We start from the raw sequence: 17160 nt of genomic DNA on the forward strand, positions 1-17160 counted from the left end.
ATGACCTTGAAGGCGTTTAAACAAGTCGTTGCTCGCGCACAAAACCGCTGCGAACAAAAGCCGAAAGCCCCTCGCCACATCCAGTCGACCAGTCCGTACAAAACCTGACAGATCAGGCGCACAGCCACTCCGGACCCATCCTACGTGCCTCCGGGACATTTCCTATTTCAACGTTTACCAGCTTCCAGAAAGCTGTCGGACCGTCATCGCTCCGAATTGACCGAGCATAAATCCGATGTTCCGGGACGTACGCATTTCTCTGGTTACCCCTTTGCAAAACAAGGAGCGACATACAACATGGCCAGTGTTCTTTCTCGACTGTTTGGACTCCACAAGTACGACGCTACTTCGCGATCTGATGCACCGCAGGTCGCAAACTTGCCGGTGCCTGAGACCCGTCCTCTCTCCACATCGACGACGGCCGAGCCCACCACCCATACACTGCGACCCTTGGAAAACTGGTGCCATCCGTTCCAGGACAAGCGCGATCCTCTGAGGCAACTGACCCACCTGGCCAAAGCGGTGGCCGGCTACTACCCACTTGGAAACGGCGGCATGTGGCACGGCGGCGTGCACTTCGACAAAGGCACCGCCGGTACCCTGAAGCAATCCAGCGTGCTTTGCCTGGCCGACGGCGAAGTGGTGGCCTACCGCATCGATACGGATTCGCCGAGAACCGCTTACTTCGCTAATGATCGAACGGTCGAAAAACCCTTTTCGCGCAACTTCGTGTTGGTTCGCCATCACCTTCAACCGCCGAAGATTGAAGGCAGCCAGGACACTCCACCGAGCCTGACTTTTTATAGCCTCTACATGCACCTGAAGGATTGGGGGAAGTACCAGCAGGATTCCACCCTCGCTCGCCCGCCATTCTGGCCCGAGCGCCCGACCTTTCGCGTCAAACAGACGGCAAACGACATTCACCCCGGCCAGCCCGAACAGCGTGGTCTGAAGGTGCACAACAAGGGGCATGGCCAGGTCATCGACTTTCTGCCGCGAGGAGCCGAAGTGGCTATCAGCGGCACCGGAGAATTGCGCAAGTTGGAGAGCAGTCTGGTACCGGCCAAACTGCTCAACCCCGATGGCTCGATCAAGGGCTATCTCTCTACTCAGGTGCTCAAACACCCAGACCGCAAAGAAACCCGCATCAGTTCGTCGAAGAAGACAGTCAACGTCCGGGCCGAACCGGTGATTGCCGATAACGTCATTTTCGAGTTACCGGTCGATTCACAAGTCACGGTCAGTGGCGAAGGCGAGTTTCGCAAGCTCGAGCGCATCAACCAGTATGTGCATTTTGACGCGCTGGAAGGCGCCATTGAGCCGGTAGCGACAGATCAGATAGTGGTGCTCGAGCAGCCTGTCGCAATCAAGGCGGGTGACTTGATCGGCCACCTTGGCCTGTATCAGGACGGCGGCGTGAATCAACCGGATGAGAAGCTGCACCTGGAAACCTTCAGCGGCGATGACGTCGAGGCATTCATCGACGCCAGTCGGGAGTGGGCCAAACGCCTGCCGGAGAAAGATAGAAGCTGGTTGAAATTCCCCATGGGCACGCCCGTAGTGCCTCTAGAAGGAAATACCACGGCTGCGCTATTGCAGGCGTCGAGTGATTCCAGCCCGCGCAGTGCTGCCGATTTACTGATCCCCAAGACGCTGCTCGATAATCTGCCGGCAGACCGAAAAATCCAGGTGCCCGCGAGCCCGACACGCAATGCTCGCACCTGGTATCGGCTGGAGCATTTGCTTCACGATGCCGACAACAACCTTCTCGATGGCTGGGTGTGTGAAGAACCAGGCGTAACGCCTTGGGTCAGTCCGTGGGCCTGGGAAGGCTATGGCGTCATCATCGACTACAGCAGACCCAAGCATTTGCTGGCTTCTTTTCTCAGCACCATAGGCCGTTTCAGCGACGAGGAACGCGAGCGCTATCGTGCCATTGCGGAAAAAGACGACAAAGGCCCGATGAAAAGGCGGTTGTACGAAATCATCGGCCGCCACCCCGACGGCACGCTAACGGTCACTGAATTGCTAGCGGCCCTTGAGCGACCGGCTCATGCGCAGGCGATTTCGCAGATGGTCCTGTACAAGGAAAGCGAGTGGTTTCAGCAGCCGAAGATATGGGACGCCCTGGATGAATTGCTCGGCCATAGCGGCTCGACGCCACACTTGAATTGGCTGGCGGAGAAGCAGCGGATTGCGCAGATGGGGTGGTGGCGGGATGTCGCGGAGAAAGTGGGGTTGCCTTCGTGGGGGAGTGCGTATCACTTTCATCCGATTGGGTTGGTGGGAGCGTTTAACAGTAACCGATTTAAATTTTCTCTCAAAATAATGAAAAGTATTTATCCGGGCCTTCCTGAGGAACGATTCGGTGACTTGCAAAAAATTGCTGAAGAATTAAACGCAAACTTAGATTTTTTCAAGTTGGATACCCCGTTGCGGAGGACGCATTTTTTTGCGCAGATCAGACAAGAAACAGGGAAAAATCTGTCTGTAGATGAGGAGTTTGGATACGGGGGCAGCGCACTCATTAATTTGTTCAGTTATTTTAGGGATAATCCGGAAGAAGCAAGTCGGTACGGATATAAAGTTCGTGCCGGGAAGATTAAAGAAAACGGCCTTCCTATGAGCCGCGCCGATTATGAAGCTATCGCTAATGGGGCATACGGTGGGCGCACAGAACTCGGCAATCGGGGGATTTCAAGCGGTGATGGGTGGAACTATAGAGGGCGCGGTCTGAAGCAGTTGACCGGACGGCACAATTACACATTGTTTCAGCATTGGCATTCAAGATTTTCGGCCCAATGGCCAAATGGTCGTCCTGATTTTATTGAAAATCCGGACTTGTTGTTAGAAATGAAATATGCGGTTCGATCAGCAGCATGTTTCTGGTTGAGTAATAAGCTACATGAAAAGGCAGATGTAGGTAGCGGCTTGCATGTTGTGGATTCAATAACCTCTATTGTAAATAAACATACAGCGAGCCATCCAGATAGAAGAGAAATTTTTATTGAGTTGCTGGAAAAAGGGATTTTGAATTGAAAAAAATATTGATTGCGTGTTTGGTTATTATGTTGTTCGTGAATTCCAAGTCTTGGGCAAAAGACCCATACGTAGATATAGATACGACAATGTGCAGGGAGGGTGAGGATATTTATATTAGTTGTGCTTTCAATGATGGTATGGATCAATATGATTATGTAGGAAAAGTGGCTTCAGTTTGCGCGAAATCGAATGCATCTCCAGACAGCGGATATGTTCAATACCGCTTTGGGAAACCGTCCTACGGTCTTGGCCCGGCAATCGTAGAAATGCAATATCCAGAAGAAAAAACACCTCCAAAAGGTGAGTTTGCAATTTACACTTCGAGAAATTCTGAAAGTAGAGGAGCGGCACTTCGTTTTGCAAACGGTAAATACCTTTATTCACTAGAGCGCCTGAACTCCTTTAGTTATAGAATCGTTGCCAGAAAGCAAGGCGAGAAGGTATTTGATAAAGAATGTAATCTTCCGGGTCTAAACTACCTAACTGACGGTGCATATAAAGGTATGCAAGTGATAGAACTTGGCCGAACAAAAATACCCGGCAGTAATAGGTGCGATGGTGTGGGACTCCGGGAAGCTTATAAATTTGTGGATGCTCATGGGGTAAAAGCATGTCTTGTCTACACGCAAGAGGGCGCGCAAACAGAAGGGGTATCATCCCGTGGACCTGATAGAATATCTCTTTATTCTGCCATGTCACCTGATGATCTAAAGTTTGTTTATGCGTTTCCCTATGGAGGCACAGAGGGAAAAATTCTCGACGCATTTTTTCTTCCCGTAGGAGGGAGGGATGAGAAACTGTTGTTCGTGATGTATCGTATAGAGTCGCCTAAGTTGTGGAAGTCGGTCAGTGATATTTATGGTGTTAGTGTTTTTAGGAGAGAGGGGGATGCTTTGCTTCTAGACGAAAAGCTCACGCTTTTTTTTGATTTCCGTGCGGACACCGTTGATAAGCAAGGACGATCAACGTATGTGTATCCGTATAAGGTAAAAAGCAGTGTTGAGAAAACGGTTGGTTCACCTTTGTTTCACGCCGTCATTGCTAAAAATAAAATCGCCGGCTCCATTTTGGAGAAAACATTTCTTTATGATGGTGGTTCGGAGCCGTTGCTGCAGTCTTTACCCAAGGCGTATCTGATCAAGGGAGACAGCGTTTTAGTGGAGGATGCGAAGTCTGGATGGTGTAGGGTCTCATACCAGACAAAAGTAGAGATGATTACAAAGTGGGTGCAGTGTAAGTCGATAAGCTTTTCGGCGATCTAGGTGAACTCATGCCAATCAAACTGGATAAAATTCCTCCCCTCGCACCGCGCCCCCAGCGACCTCGATTTTTACTTTGGCTGGGTATGTTGTTGCTCTGTTGTTTGCTGGGCATCGGTGGGACGCTGTTGTTCGGCGACGAATCGTTACCTCAGGAACCTTCGGATTTCTGGAGCTTGGCCTTGGGCATCCCTTTCCTGGCTTGGTGCGTGCTGGGATTCGGGCGAGTGCTGTTGTACACCGGTGAACAGGGTGCCGCCGATGGCTGGAATGATGCTCGCGAAGAAGACCTGAGCCGCAAGATGCGTCAGGGGCGTCGCTCGCAACAGGTGTTGGGCGTGAGCGTGCAGACTGCTCTTGAAGAACCTGCGGATGATCCGGAAATACAGCTGGACGCTCTGCTGAGTGGGACGACGGCGCTGAAGTCACAAGCGTCCAGGATGGATGGAGCAATACTTCGCCATAGTTGTTTATCTTGCGACGCAGATGAAAATCCGGAAGCAATAGTGCTGAGTATATGGGCGCAGACGCTCGCCGACCTGGCACCCACTCTGGCGCAGTTGCCTGCCGATCAACCATTGGCCCTGTTGCTGGATGTCGATACCGGTTTGCCGGAGAAGCAATGGCGCCGAGTGTGGCAACAGGCATGGCGCGAATCGGGCATTCGCCAGCCTGCAACCCCCGTCGATGGCCGCGGGCTGACTGCACTGGACCAGTGGCTCGACCAGCGAATTGGCGATCGGGCGTTGCTATTGGTTTTGGCCGTGCAGTTTGCGCCGCAGCAGCCGGATGGCACGGCGGAAGTTGCGGTCGGGTTGTTGTTTGGCAACCGTCTGACGCAGCCCACGTTATCGCCGATTGCCTTTCTGCACCGGCCGGAGCAGGCGCGCAAGCCCGCCTCTGATGATCTGCTTTACGCTACGCGCCAGGCGCTTGAGTGGGTGCCGCTTGAATCGAGATCAGTCGAGCAGGTTTGGCGAGCGGGTATTGATGCGCGGGGAAAGGCCGCGATTGCAGGCGTGCTGTCTGACGTCCCCATGTCAGTGAATAGGCCGCGAATGTGCGACCTTGATGCAATGCTGGGGCATCCAGGCTGCGCTTCGCCTTGGTTGGCCGTCGCTGCCGGGACGCAGGCGATTCGGCGCGGTGCCGGGTCGCAGTTCATTTACAGTGGTGGCGCGGCTGCGGCGGGTCTGTGGGGCACGGTGTTGATTCCGGTGTCACCACTTTTGAAATAGGTGAGTGAGTTCTACCGCCAGCCAGATGAACATCTCGCCGGAAAGCGTGCGCATGCACCGCAAAAACCGGTACCTGAAACTGGAAGTGGGATCGCAGTCGGAGTTGTTTGCGCAGTTTATCGAGTGGTTGCGCAGGCATTGAAAAGTCAAAAGATCGCAGCCTGCGGCAGCTCCTACACGGACGGCGTTGATCTTTCGGCTTTGGCAGTCAGCTGTTCGCGGCAGTAATCGGCAAACAACTGCGCCGGTTTGGTCAGTTGCCCGCGCTTGAGCCATGCCGCCACCAGCCCCGAACCGGTGACGTTTTCGGCGATGTCCACGCACACCACTTTCTGCCCGTCGTATGTGCACTCCGAATGCGGCTTGGTCACCAGGATCGAAAAACCAAAGCCTTGGCCAACCATGCCGCGCACCATCTCGATCGATGGCGAGCTGAAGGCGATGCGTGGGGTCAGGCCCAGCTCATCGAACAGACTGACGAAGTAGGTCCGGCTCGGCTGTACGTCCAGAAGAATCATCGGCTCCAGGCACAGATCCCGCAGCGACACTTGCGCCTGCTGGGCAAAGCGGTGATCCGCCGGCAGCAGCGCGTAAGGTCGTTGCGCCGGCATCAGCGGTTCGGTTTCGATGGTGCCGTCCAGATCGTGCTCGTAAAGGATCGCCAGATCGAAGGCGCCGGAGGTCAGGCCCTGTACCAACTCCTGCTGCTCGCCGTCGCGAATGCGGATTTCCACGCCCGGATACAACGCCGAGAACCCCGCCATCAGTTGCGGCAGGTACAGCGGCGCGACGGTTTCGAAACAGCCAATATCGATCTGCCCGGAGACCACATCGTTGTCGGCCAGGGCGTTCTGTTCGAACTCCCTGGCCATGCGCAGCAGTTCCTGGGCCTTGCGATAGAAGCGCGCACCACTGGGGGTCAACGACACGCCCTGGGCGTGATGGCGGATCAGCAATTGCACGCCGAAGCTGTCTTCCAGCCCTTTGATGGCCGTGGAGATCGAAGGCTGGGCGATGTACAGCTTGCGCGAGGCTTCGGCGACGCTGCCGCATTCGACGGTGGTGATGAAGTATTTCAGTTGACGCAGATTGTAGGCAGCCACAGCAAACCTCGGGGGAGAACGGATCAGGCATCCGGGCAATTTGCGCGCCACCCCTATCCTATCCGCTCGGGCAGCGATTTGTTGTGGTTGAACAATAACCACATGCGGCACCAGAAGGGAGATTGGCTACGTAGTTTTTTCTTGGCCTGCGAACACATTTTTACTGGTTTTCCACCGCTTGGGCCTGAGCGACTATCCAATACACAAGAATGTCCTCTGGAGCATCTGAACGTGTTCGAGCTTGAGTATTGGCAACGCAAGGCCGCTTCCCTGCGGTTTCCCGACCAGGCCGTGATCGACGGCCAGCGCCGCGCGGCGCAGTCGGGACAGACTTTCGCCGCGATCAACCCTGCCACCGGGCAATGCCTGGCCAACGTTGCCGCCTGCGGCGAAGAAGACGTGAACGCGGCGGTGCGTAATGCGCGGCAGGTCTTCGAGGCTGGCACCTGGGCGGCGCGCTCACCGACCGAACGCAAGCAAGTGCTGTTGCGCCTGGCCGACTTGATCCTCGAAAACCGTGAAGAGCTGGCACTGCTCGATTCGCTGAACATGGGCAAACCCGTCGCCGATGCCTACAACATCGACGTGCCGGGTGCCGCCAGCGTGTTCCGCTGGTACGCCGAGTGCCTCGACAAACTCTACGATCAGGTCGCGCCCAGTGCGCAGAACGTGCTGGCGACCATCACCCGCGAAGCCCTCGGCGTGGTGGCTGCCGTGGTGCCGTGGAATTTTCCGCTGGACATGGCCGCGTGGAAACTCGCTCCGGCCCTGGCGTCGGGCAACTCGGTGATCCTCAAACCGGCCGAGCAATCGCCATTTTCGGCCCTGCGCCTGGCTGAGCTGGCGCTGGAAGCCGGTGTACCTGCGGGTGTGTTGAACGTGCTGCCGGGCCTCGGCGAGCAGACCGGCAAGGCCCTCGGCCTGCACCCGGACGTCGACTGTCTGGTGTTCACCGGCTCCACCGAAGTCGGCAAATATTTCATGCAGTACTCGGCCCAGTCGAACCTCAAGCAGGTGTGGCTGGAATGCGGTGGCAAGAGTGCGAACCTGGTGTTTGCCGATTGTCAGGACCTGGATCTGGCGGCCGAGAAAGCCGCATTCGGCATCTTCTTCAATCAGGGGGAAGTCTGCTCGGCCAACTCACGGTTGCTGGTGCAGCGCTCGATCCATGACGAATTCGTCGAACGCCTCAAGGCCCAGGCTGAACGCTGGTTGCCGGGGGATCCGCTGGACCCGTCGAGCGCCGCCGGGGCCATCGTCGACAGCCGTCAGACCGCGCGCATCATGAAGTTCATCCAGCAGGCCGAGCAGCATGGTGCGAGCAAAGTCTGTGGCGGTCGGCAGTCGATTTTCAACGGCTCGGACAACTTCATCCAGCCGACGATTTTCACCGGCGTGACGCCGGACATGCCGTTGTTTCGCGATGAAGTGTTCGGCCCGGTACTGGCCGTCACGGCGTTCAACGACGAGGCCCACGCCTTGCAACTGGCCAACGACAGCGTCTACGGTCTGGCGGCTTCGCTATGGACCGATGACCTCAATCGCGCCCACCGTGTGGCGCGACAACTGCGAGCCGGTACGGTGTCGGTCAACAGCGTCGATGCGCTGGACGTGACCGTGCCTTTTGGCGGCGGCAAGCAGTCGGGTTTCGGTCGCGACCTGTCCCTGCATTCATTCGATAAATACACCCAGTTGAAGACCACCTGGTTTCAATTGCGCTGATAACAAAACGGAGAACTGGCGATGACCACACCACGTGACACCCGCGACTATCAGGCCGCCGACGCTGCGCACCACATCCATGCGTTCGTCGATCAGAAAGCCCTCAATGACGAGGGGCCACGGGTGATGGTCCGTGGCGAGCGCCTGCACCTGTGGGACAACGATGGCCGGCGTTACCTCGATGGCATGTCCGGGCTGTGGTGCACCAACCTCGGTTACGGGCGCAAGGACCTGGCCTTTGCTGCGAGCCAGCAACTGGAACAGCTGCCGTACTACAACATGTTTTTCCACACCACTCACCCACAGGTGATCGAACTCTCCGAGCTGCTGTTCAGCCTGCTGCCGGGGCACTACAGCCACGCGATCTACACCAACTCCGGCTCCGAAGCCAACGAGGTGTTGATCCGTACGGTGCGGCGTTATTGGCAGGTGCTCGGCAAGCCCGAGAAGAAAATCATGATCGGCCGCTGGAACGGATACCACGGTTCGACCCTGGCCGCGACGGCACTGGGTGGCATGAAGTTCATGCACGAAATGGGCGGCATGATTCCGGACATCGAGCACATCGACGAGCCGTACTTCTTCGCTCATGAGGGCAACCTGACGCCGGCGGAATTCGGTCTGCGTGCAGCGCAACAGCTGGAAGCGAAGATTCTCGAACTGGGTACCGACAAGGTCGCAGGCTTCATCGCCGAACCGTTCCAGGGCGCGGGCGGGATGATCTTCCCGCCCGAAAGCTACTGGCCGGAAGTCCAGCGCATCTGCCGCAAGTACGATGTGCTGGTGTGCGCTGATGAAGTGATTGGTGGCTTTGGTCGTACCGGCGAGTGGTTCGCCCACGAGTACTTCGGTTTCGAGCCGGACACCCTGTCCATCGCCAAGGGGCTGACCTCGGGCTACATCCCCATGGGTGGCTTGATCCTGTCGAAAAAAATGGCCTCGGTGCTGGTGGAGCAGGGCGGTGTGTTTGCCCACGGCCTGACCTATTCCGGGCACCCGGTGGCGGCAGCAGTGGCGATCGCCAACCTCAAGGCCCTGCGCGATGAAGGCGTGGTGACGCGGGTCAAGGATGACATCGGCCCGTACCTGCAACAGTGCCTGCGCGAAGTGTTCGGCAAGCACCCGATGGTGGGGGACATCCAGGGCACCGGCATGGTCGCGGCGTTGCAACTGGCCGAAGACAAATCCACTCGCAAGCGCTTTGCCAACGAGAACGACATTGCCTGGCGTTGCCGTACGATAGGCTTTGAGGAAGGGGTGATCATTCGCTCGACCTTGGGCCGGATGATCATGGCGCCGGCGTTGATTGCCAGTCGTGAAGAGATTGATGAGCTGATTGCCAAGACCTTGAAAGCGGTGGACCGTACGGCACAGGAATACGGCCGGATCTGATATCGCTGGAAGGTCCTTCGGACCTTAATCGCGAGCAGGCTCGCTCCTACATTGGATTTGTGTCGTTCATCGGAAACGAGGGCGACATAGACCCCTGTAGGAGCGAGCCTGCTCGCGATTGCGACAGACATAAAAGATCGCAGCCTTCGGCAGCTCCTACAGGGGATCGCATTCCAATGTAGGAGCTGTCGAAGGCTGCGATCTTTTGCTGTTCTCAAGCTTTGCACCCACCTCGGGCATCCCCGCCCACAGCGCCCTTTCACAGTGCGGGCTAACGAGTTTTTTCATCGTTCGCATCCACATATTTCCTCATTTTCCTAAGCCTGCCCTTGGGCCAACATCGATCTCGCCAGCCAGCCCAATGCTGCATGCCGAAGGGTCCATCAGAGACCACAGGCCGCAGCTGCACCAGGGCCGCTGGCCGTACTGCCCATGACAAAACTAAATCAACAGCTTTGGGAGTGCTCCATGATCAAGTCCTTGCTTACCCGCGTTGCCCATCCACTGGCGATCACCGCCATCGCCGCGACGGTCGCCACCAGCGCCCAGGCCGGCACCCTGTCCATCGGTCATACCACCTGGGTCGGCTACGGCACCCTGTACCTGGCCCAGGACCTTGGCTACTTCAAGGAAAACGGTTTGACCGTCGAGTTGCCGGTGGTCGAGGAAGCGGCGATGTACATGGCTGCACAGGCTTCCGGCGAGTTGTCCGGCTCGGCGTCGACCATCGACGAGGTGCTCAAGTACCGTCCGCAATTCTGCTTCAAGGCGGTGGCCGCGCTGGACGACAGCCATGGTGGCGACGGCGTGCTGGTCGGCAAGGACGTCAAGAGCCTGCAGGAACTCAAGGGCAAGGCCGTTGCGGTCAACGAAGGTTCGACCTCGCAGTTCTGGCTGTCGTATCTGCTGAAAAAACACGGTATGAGCATGAGCGACATCACCGTGCAGAACATGACGGCCGACGACGCCGCCACTGCGTTCATCGCCGGTCGCGTACCGGCCGCCGTGACCTGGGAGCCGCACTTGTCGATGGTTCGCGACAAGCAGCAGGGCAAGGTGCTGATCGACAGCAGCAGCACGCCGGGCGTGATTGTCGACGTGGTCGCACTGAACTGCGCCGTCATCGAAAAGCAGCCGGAAGACGTCAAGGCCCTGGTGGCCGGTTTGTATAAAGCGGTGCAGTACACCAAGGACCATCCGCAGGAAGCCTACAAAATCATGGCCAAGGGCGTTGGCGGCTACCTGGCCGATCCGAAGGAGCTGGAAGCTGCCGCGCAGGGCGTGCGCTTCTACGATCAGGCCATGAGCGAAAAACTTCTGGGCGCACCGGGCAAGCCGGGTGACAGCGCGCCGCTGATCAAGCTGGCCAACGAGACCGCCAGCGAGCTGCAAGGCAAGCCCTACAACGTCAGCAATGACGACCTGATCGACAACCGCTTCGTCACCCCGCTCTAGGAGGCTGCATGTTCAAGCGCAATTCATGGCTGAGCCGCTGCATCACGCCCAAGACCGGTCTGCCGGTCTCGGTGATCTGGAGCGCGAGCGGTCTTGCCTGGGTGCTGTTGGTCGGCCTGTGGGCTGGCTTGTCCTACGGTGGCGTGGTGCCGGGCATGTTTCTGCCGACGCCGGGTGCGGTGGTCGAGGCCGCTGTGCGCCTCGGTCGAGACGGCACACTCGGCCAGCATGTGTGGGCCAGCGTCGAAGTGGTGATGGTCGGCTTCATCGTGTCGTCCCTGGTGGCAGTGCCGCTGGGTTTGCTGATGGGCAGCTTCCGCATCGTCCAGGCCTTTCTTGAGCCGCTGGTAAATTTCATTCGTTACCTGCCGGTGACCTCGTTCGTGCCGCTGTTCATCTTGTGGATCGGCATCGGTCTGGAGCAGCGGGTGTCGGTGATCATCTTCGGCGTGTTTTTCCAGCAACTGGTGATGATTGCGGACGTGTCCAAAGGCATCTCCAAGGACCTGATCAACGCCTCCTACACCCTAGGTTCGAACCGTCGTGATGCGGTGCTGCATGTGATCGCTCCGGCTTCCCTGCCAGGCGTTCTCGACACCCTGCGGGTGACCATGGGCTGGGCCTGGACTTACCTGGTGGTGGCTGAACTGGTCGCCGCTTCCAGTGGCCTGGGTTATCTGAGCCTCAAGGCCATGCGTGGCTTTCAGGTGGATGTGATTTTCCTGGCCATCGCGATCATTGGCCTGCTGGGCCTGGTCACCGATCAACTGTTCCGTTTCCTACGCCTGAGGATTACCGCATGGGCTCAGTAACCGCCGCCACTCATCGTTTTGTCGCCCCTCAGGCTGCCCCGGTGAACGCGCCTCGGCTGCAGGTGGATAAGGTCAGCCTGCGTTACAAGAAACCCGATGGCGGCACGTTCACCGCTTTGGAGGAAGTGTCGTTCGAGGTGCCGGACCAGCAATTTGCAGTACTGGTCGGGCCTTCGGGTTGCGGCAAGTCGAGCCTGTTGTACCTCACCGCCGGTCTGGCCGAACCGACCTCGGGCGAAATTTACGTCGGCGGCCAACAGGTGGAAGGCCCCGGTGCGGATCGCGGCATGGTGTTCCAGAGCTACACGCTGTTCCCGTGGTTGACCGTGCGCCAGAATGTCGAGTTCGGCCTCAAGCGGCGCGGCATGCCGGCGGCGCAACGCAAGGACATCGTCGATTACTACGTCAACGAAGTGGGCCTGAGCGGCTTTGCCGACAACTACGCCAAGCAGCTGTCCGGCGGGATGATGCAGCGCGTCGCCATTGCCCGCGCGCTGGCCAATGACCCGCAGATCCTGCTGATGGACGAGCCCTTCGGCGCCCTCGACAGCCAGACTCGCCTGCAAATGCAGCAGTTGTTGCTGCGGGTGTGGGGCAACAGCAAGAAGACGGTGTTGTTCGTGACCCACGACATCGACGAGGCGATTCTGCTCGGCGATCGGGTCTACGTCATGGGCGCCAGGCCGGGGCGGATCAAGCAAATCCTCGATGTGCCGATCGAACGTCCACGCAACCTGGACATGGTCATGGAGCGCTCGTTCATCGAGATGAAGCGCGAGATCTTCGGGCTGCTGCATGATGATCTGGAGGCGGTGCATTAAGTCGCAAATGCACACCCCTGTAGGAGCTGGCCTTTGTGGCGAGGGGGCTTGTCGGATCGCCGCACCGCCCCGTTCGGCTGCGCAGCAGTCGTAAATACTGTGTTCGAAAATCTTGGGGCCGCTTCGCGACCCAATGGGGGCAAGCCCCCTCGCCACACAAGCCCACGCCCACAGATTTATGTATCAGGGGGCAGCCGGCAACAGGAACCGGGCAATCACCGGCAGGTGATCGGAGATGCGCAACGTATCATCCTGCCGCACCATTGCCTCGACCCGTTTGATCCGCGGGCTGTAGAACAGGTAGTCGACGGTCCGGTCCGGGCCGTTCAGCCCGGGATCGTTCGGGTAATGGGTCAGCCAGCGCTCGCGGTCGATACCACTGGCTTCGTTGTTGGTCGGGATCATCGGATACTTGTCCCACAGGATGTGCAACGGGCTGTCGGCGGAGTAGGGCGAGCGTTGCGTATCGGGCAGGCGTCGATACTGGCCAAGCGGCAACAGGTTGAAATCCCCGCCGATCAGCCACGGCGTGCCACGGCTTTCGAATTTATCGAGAGTCCTGGTCACGGCGGTCACCTGGTTTTGCGAGGTATTGTCGGCTTGGGTCGCACGCTCCAGATGGGTATTGAACACCGCCAACTGCCCGCCATCACTCAACGGCAAGTAGCTCACCAGCAAAGCGTTTTTGGGCTTGAACTGGCGGCTGAGCGGATTGCCCGAGGTGATGGGCAGTTGCAGGCGTTCGGCATGTTCGATCTGGTAACGGCTAAGGGTTGCCAGTTGCCGGCCAACACTGCCGAAGATGTGCGGGTTCGGCACGAAGTCGGCCTTCCAGTCGAAGGCGCTGGTGCCACAGGGATACAAGTCGGCGAGCCGTTCTTGCAGCAGTTTGAGTTGGTGCTGGTAATCGCTGGCCTTGGCGCCGTCGTCCAGTTCCTGCAACAGCACGATGTCCGGTTGTTCGTCGCGAATCACCCGCGCCACTTCGTCGAGGCTGAAAGCCATGTCTTCCGCTGTGGGACGTTCGTCGGTGCCAGCGGCCAGGTCATTCCAGAACACGTAACGCTTGCCGGCCAGGTACTGAACGTTCCAGGTCATCACCTTCAGCGCCTGTCCGGGAACCAGGGTGGGGGCCTGGGCACTGCAACTGACTGGCAATACTTCTTTGGCGTCGGGGCGCCAGGTCAGGCTGTATATCATCGCGGTGATCAGGCCGATCACAATCAGCAGGCCCAGCAGGGTGTAGCGCAGTAGACGGGTCATGGCTCGGCTTATTAGCGTTACAGGATTGCTCCCGAGCATACCCGAGAGCGATGGTCGCGCCCAAGGTCAGAGCGAGCTGTCATTTCTCTCAGGCAACGGGTTGATCAGCATGAACAGTCGGAACAGCACCACGCTGGTAAACAGCTGCAGGAAACTGTGGGCACTGTCGATCAATAGTGAGACCACCGGGTTTTGCGGTTCCGGATACGCCGCCAGAGTGGCCCCCCTGAGCAGCCACAACGGCCCCATCACACACAGAATGCACAGCAGAATGCGCAGGAAGTGACCGCTGGTCAGGCGCAGGCTTTCCTTCATGGCCGCCAGCGGCGCCAGGCCGCGCAACACCAGCAGGTATTCGCCAAACGCCAGGGTCACCATCAGGTAGATACCTGGCAGGAAATACAGCGACAGGCCCAGCAGAATCAGCACGGTATTGAGCGCCGTCAGCAGGGCGAAGCGCGGCCACAGGCTCGCCGCCATCGTCAGCAGGTCGCGGTTGCGCGGCGACTCGCCGCGGCTGCGGGCGTCGAGAAACAGAATCAGCGCGGCGGTGTACAGCGGGTACACCAGCAGGCCGACAATCACGCTGATGCCGGGGAAACTGTCCGGCTCCGTGGAGTGGTCGACCACTTGTTGCAGCAGCGCCTCAAGCATCACCAGCGGCAGGCACAGCTGCACGATCTGGCCCAGATTGCGCTTGAAGAAATACAGGGAGTCACGCAGGACATCTAACGGATTCATCAGTGGGTATCGCAGGTTGGAAGCAGTGGCTCACTTTAACCGATGAAGTACTCGGGGACGCAAACGTAAACGTTCGGTAAAGGTCATTGAAACATCTTGTTTCAGCCTCCATTAAGGTCGAGCACCTTATCCTCAGTGGAAAAGGGCAACGATTTCCCCCGGCAATCTACGAGGTCGCCATGAACAGCGAAGAACAAACCCTGATCGATGGACTGTTTTCCCGGCTGCAACAGGCCGAAACGGACTCAGCCCCGCGCGACGCCCAGGCCGAGGCGCGGATCAAGGAACACCTGACGCGCCAACCGGCGGCAGGTTATTTCATGACCCAGGCGATTCTGGTGCAAGAGGCGGCGATCAAGAGCCTCGATGAACAGAACAGGCAACTGACCGGGCAAGTCCAGCAGTTGCAGGCCGAACTGCAACAGGCCAAGGCTCAGGCAACCCCGGCTCCGGCACCGAGTAGCGGTGGCTTTTTGTCGAGTATCTTTGGTGGCGCATCCCGTGATCCTCAGCCCGCGCCAACCCAGAGTGCACCGCCGTCGAGCGGTGGCTGGCGTGAGCCGGGACGCTCGTCGTTCGGTTCACAATCGCCACAGCAGAACTTCGGCGCGCCGCCGCAAAACTTTCCACAGCAGGGCTATGCACCGCAGCAACAGGCCCCGGCAGCGGCTGGCAGCAGTTTCCTCGGTGGAGCGCTGAAAACCGCGGCTGGCGTAGCGGGTGGCGTGATGCTGGCACAAGGCATCAGCAGCCTGTTCCATCACAATCAGCAACCGGAAGTCGTCGAAGTCATCAAGGAAGAGCCGGCCCAGGTCAACGACCAGGGCAACAACGGCTGGGGCGATGACCAGCGCGTGGCCGGTAACGATTCCTGGAGCAACGATCAGGGCGGGTTCAGCGACGCTGATTACAGCGATGACAACTCATCGCTCTTCGGCGGCGACGACGATTCCTACGTCTGACACATCAGTGGCAAGGGAGCTTGCTCCCTTGCCACATAGCCGATTATTCGCGGAACAATCCTTCGGGCTGGCATACTGGGCGACCTTTCGGGCCAGGTGCCTGATTCAGCCTTGAGGAAAGCCGGTGAAAAAAATCGCAGTGTTCGCCGATGTCCAGAACCTCTACTACACCGTGCGTCAGGCTTATGGTTGCCACTTCAACTACGCCGCACTGTGGGCTGACATCAGCAAACAGGGCGAGATCGTCGAGGCCTACGCCTACGCCATCGATCGCGGTGACAGTAAACAGCAGCAGTTTCAGCAGATCCTGCGCAACCTCGGTTTCACCGTAAAGCTCAAGCCGTACATCCAGCGCAGCGATGGTTCGGCCAAGGGCGACTGGGACGTGGGCATTACTCTCGACATCATGGATGCCGCCGACCATGTCGATGAAATCGTCCTGGCCTCCGGCGACGGTGATTTCGACATGCTGCTCGAACGCATCATCAGCAAACACGGGGTGCAAGCGGTGGCCTACGGTGTGCCGGGTCTGACCGCCAACTCGCTGATCCGCGCCGCCAGCCGCTACGTGCCGATCGAAGGCGCGCTGCTGCTCAAGAATTGATTTTTACGGAGTTGAACCAGGTTTGGAACGCATAGCAGTCATCGACTTTGAAACCACCGGGATCTCCCCGAGCAGCAGCTGCCGGGCCACGGAAATCGCCGTGGTGATCCTTGAACAGGGGCGCATCGTCGAGCGTTACCAAAGCCTGATGAACGCCGGCGTGCGCGTCCCGGCCTTCATCGAACAACTCACCGGCATCAGCAACGCCATGCTGCGCACCGCGCCGCCGGCGGAGCAGGTGATGAACGAAGTGAATGAATTCGTCGGTACCACGCCACTGCTGGCGCACAACGCCGCATTCGACCAGAAGTTCTGGGATTTCGAACTGGGGCGGATCAAACGCACCCGCTTGCAGAATTTTGCCTGCTCGCTGCTACTGGCCCGCCGCTTGATGCCTGCCGCGCCGAACCACAAACTCGGCACCTTGACCACGTTCGCCAACCTGCCCCACACCGGCAAGGCCCACCGGGCCATGGCCGATGCCGAGATGGCGGCCAACCTGACGGCGTACCTGGCCGAAGAGTTGCGCCAGAAGCATGGTTTGCGCGAGCTGTCCCATGATCTGTTGTGCAAGTTGCAGAAGGTCCCGGCGGCGAAAGTGGGCGAACACCTAAAGCGCTATCGCGGGTTCTGAATTCACCACACATCCCCTGTAGGAGCTGCCGAGTGAAACGAGGCTGCGATCTTTTGACTTTGATTTTAAAGATCAAGATCAAGAGATCGCAGCCTCGTTTCACTCGACAGCT

At 58.3% G+C, this 17160-nt stretch carries 14 protein-coding genes and 1 pseudogene; 12 read left to right on the forward strand and 3 right to left on the reverse strand.

The window, feature by feature from the left end; genetic code table 11:
- The first annotated feature begins 297 nt into the window (after positions 1 to 297).
- From KW849_RS31540 to KW849_RS26920, 4 genes and pseudogenes are all read left to right on the forward strand, one after another.
- On the forward strand, positions 298 to 3039 hold the full coding sequence (locus KW849_RS31540; protein ID WP_256357395.1) for a hypothetical protein: 2742 nt from the start codon (positions 298 to 300) through the stop codon (positions 3037 to 3039).
- Positions 3036 to 4304 (forward strand): hypothetical protein, encoded by a 1269-nt coding sequence (locus KW849_RS26910; RefSeq protein ID WP_218432399.1) that lies wholly within the window; start codon positions 3036 to 3038, stop codon positions 4302 to 4304. Before KW849_RS31540 ends, KW849_RS26910 begins: the two co-directional genes overlap by 4 nt.
- 8 nt (positions 4305 to 4312) lie before the next feature.
- Positions 4313 to 5539: a hypothetical protein gene (locus tag KW849_RS26915; protein ID WP_218432400.1), complete on the forward strand. Its 1227-nt coding sequence runs from the start codon at positions 4313 to 4315 to the stop codon at positions 5537 to 5539.
- A gap of 10 nt (positions 5540 to 5549) precedes the next feature.
- Positions 5550 to 5681, forward strand: a pseudogene (locus tag KW849_RS26920) (LuxR C-terminal-related transcriptional regulator); the annotation flags it as partial.
- Between the two features lie 31 nt (positions 5682 to 5712).
- Here KW849_RS26920 and KW849_RS26925 read toward each other — a convergent pair.
- Positions 5713 to 6642 carry a LysR family transcriptional regulator gene (locus KW849_RS26925; RefSeq protein ID WP_218432401.1) on the reverse strand — a complete coding sequence of 310 codons (930 nt, stop codon included), beginning with the start codon at positions 6640 to 6642 and terminating at the stop codon, positions 5713 to 5715.
- Between the two features lie 231 nt (positions 6643 to 6873).
- Here KW849_RS26925 and KW849_RS26930 point away from each other — a divergent pair, with 231 nt between their 5' ends.
- The 5 genes from KW849_RS26930 (at position 6874) to KW849_RS26950 (ending at position 12844) form a co-directional block, all read left to right on the forward strand.
- Complete coding sequence (locus tag KW849_RS26930; RefSeq protein ID WP_218432408.1) at positions 6874 to 8364, forward strand: aldehyde dehydrogenase; 1491 nt, start codon at positions 6874 to 6876, stop codon at positions 8362 to 8364.
- 21 nt (positions 8365 to 8385) lie between these two features.
- The gene (locus KW849_RS26935) at positions 8386 to 9756 is read left to right on the forward strand and encodes an aspartate aminotransferase family protein (RefSeq protein WP_218432410.1); all 1371 of its coding nucleotides are present in this window, start codon (positions 8386 to 8388) and stop codon (positions 9754 to 9756) included.
- Between the two features lie 468 nt (positions 9757 to 10224).
- Entirely contained in the window at positions 10225 to 11211 is a 987-nt protein-coding gene (locus KW849_RS26940; RefSeq protein ID WP_218432412.1) for an ABC transporter substrate-binding protein, read from the forward strand.
- 8 nt (positions 11212 to 11219) lie between these two features.
- Positions 11220 to 12023: an ABC transporter permease gene (locus KW849_RS26945; protein ID WP_007990681.1), complete on the forward strand. Its 804-nt coding sequence runs from the start codon at positions 11220 to 11222 to the stop codon at positions 12021 to 12023.
- Positions 12011 to 12844 (forward strand): ABC transporter ATP-binding protein, encoded by an 834-nt coding sequence (locus KW849_RS26950; RefSeq protein WP_218432414.1) that lies wholly within the window; start codon positions 12011 to 12013, stop codon positions 12842 to 12844. Before KW849_RS26945 ends, KW849_RS26950 begins: the two co-directional genes overlap by 13 nt.
- Before the next feature lie 183 nt (positions 12845 to 13027).
- On the opposite strand, the gene KW849_RS26955 is transcribed toward KW849_RS26950, so the two are convergent.
- Both KW849_RS26955 and KW849_RS26960 read right to left on the reverse strand, forming a co-directional pair.
- A complete protein-coding gene (locus KW849_RS26955; protein ID WP_218432416.1) occupies positions 13028 to 14107 on the reverse strand; it encodes an endonuclease/exonuclease/phosphatase family protein in 1080 nt (359 codons plus the stop codon).
- Between the two features lie 66 nt (positions 14108 to 14173).
- Positions 14174 to 14848 carry a YciC family protein gene (locus KW849_RS26960; protein ID WP_218432418.1) on the reverse strand — a complete coding sequence of 225 codons (675 nt, stop codon included), beginning with the start codon at positions 14846 to 14848 and terminating at the stop codon, positions 14174 to 14176.
- Positions 14849 to 15027: 179 nt separating this feature from the next.
- Between KW849_RS26960 and KW849_RS26965 the strand changes: the two genes are divergently transcribed.
- From KW849_RS26965 to KW849_RS26975, 3 genes are all read left to right on the forward strand, one after another.
- Positions 15028 to 15810 (forward strand): DUF2076 domain-containing protein, encoded by a 783-nt coding sequence (locus tag KW849_RS26965; protein WP_218432421.1) that lies wholly within the window; start codon positions 15028 to 15030, stop codon positions 15808 to 15810.
- 124 nt (positions 15811 to 15934) lie between these two features.
- Positions 15935 to 16414, forward strand: coding sequence for an NYN domain-containing protein (locus KW849_RS26970; protein ID WP_007990686.1), 480 nt, complete (start codon positions 15935 to 15937; stop codon positions 16412 to 16414).
- Between the two features lie 22 nt (positions 16415 to 16436).
- On the forward strand, positions 16437 to 17048 hold the full coding sequence (locus KW849_RS26975) for a PolC-type DNA polymerase III (protein WP_218432423.1): 612 nt from the start codon (positions 16437 to 16439) through the stop codon (positions 17046 to 17048).
- Positions 17049 to 17160 lie beyond the last annotated feature (112 nt).

It is taken from the genome of Pseudomonas sp. PDM26, assembly GCF_019219185.1.
Taxonomy (GTDB): Bacteria; Pseudomonadota; Gammaproteobacteria; order Pseudomonadales; family Pseudomonadaceae; genus Aquipseudomonas.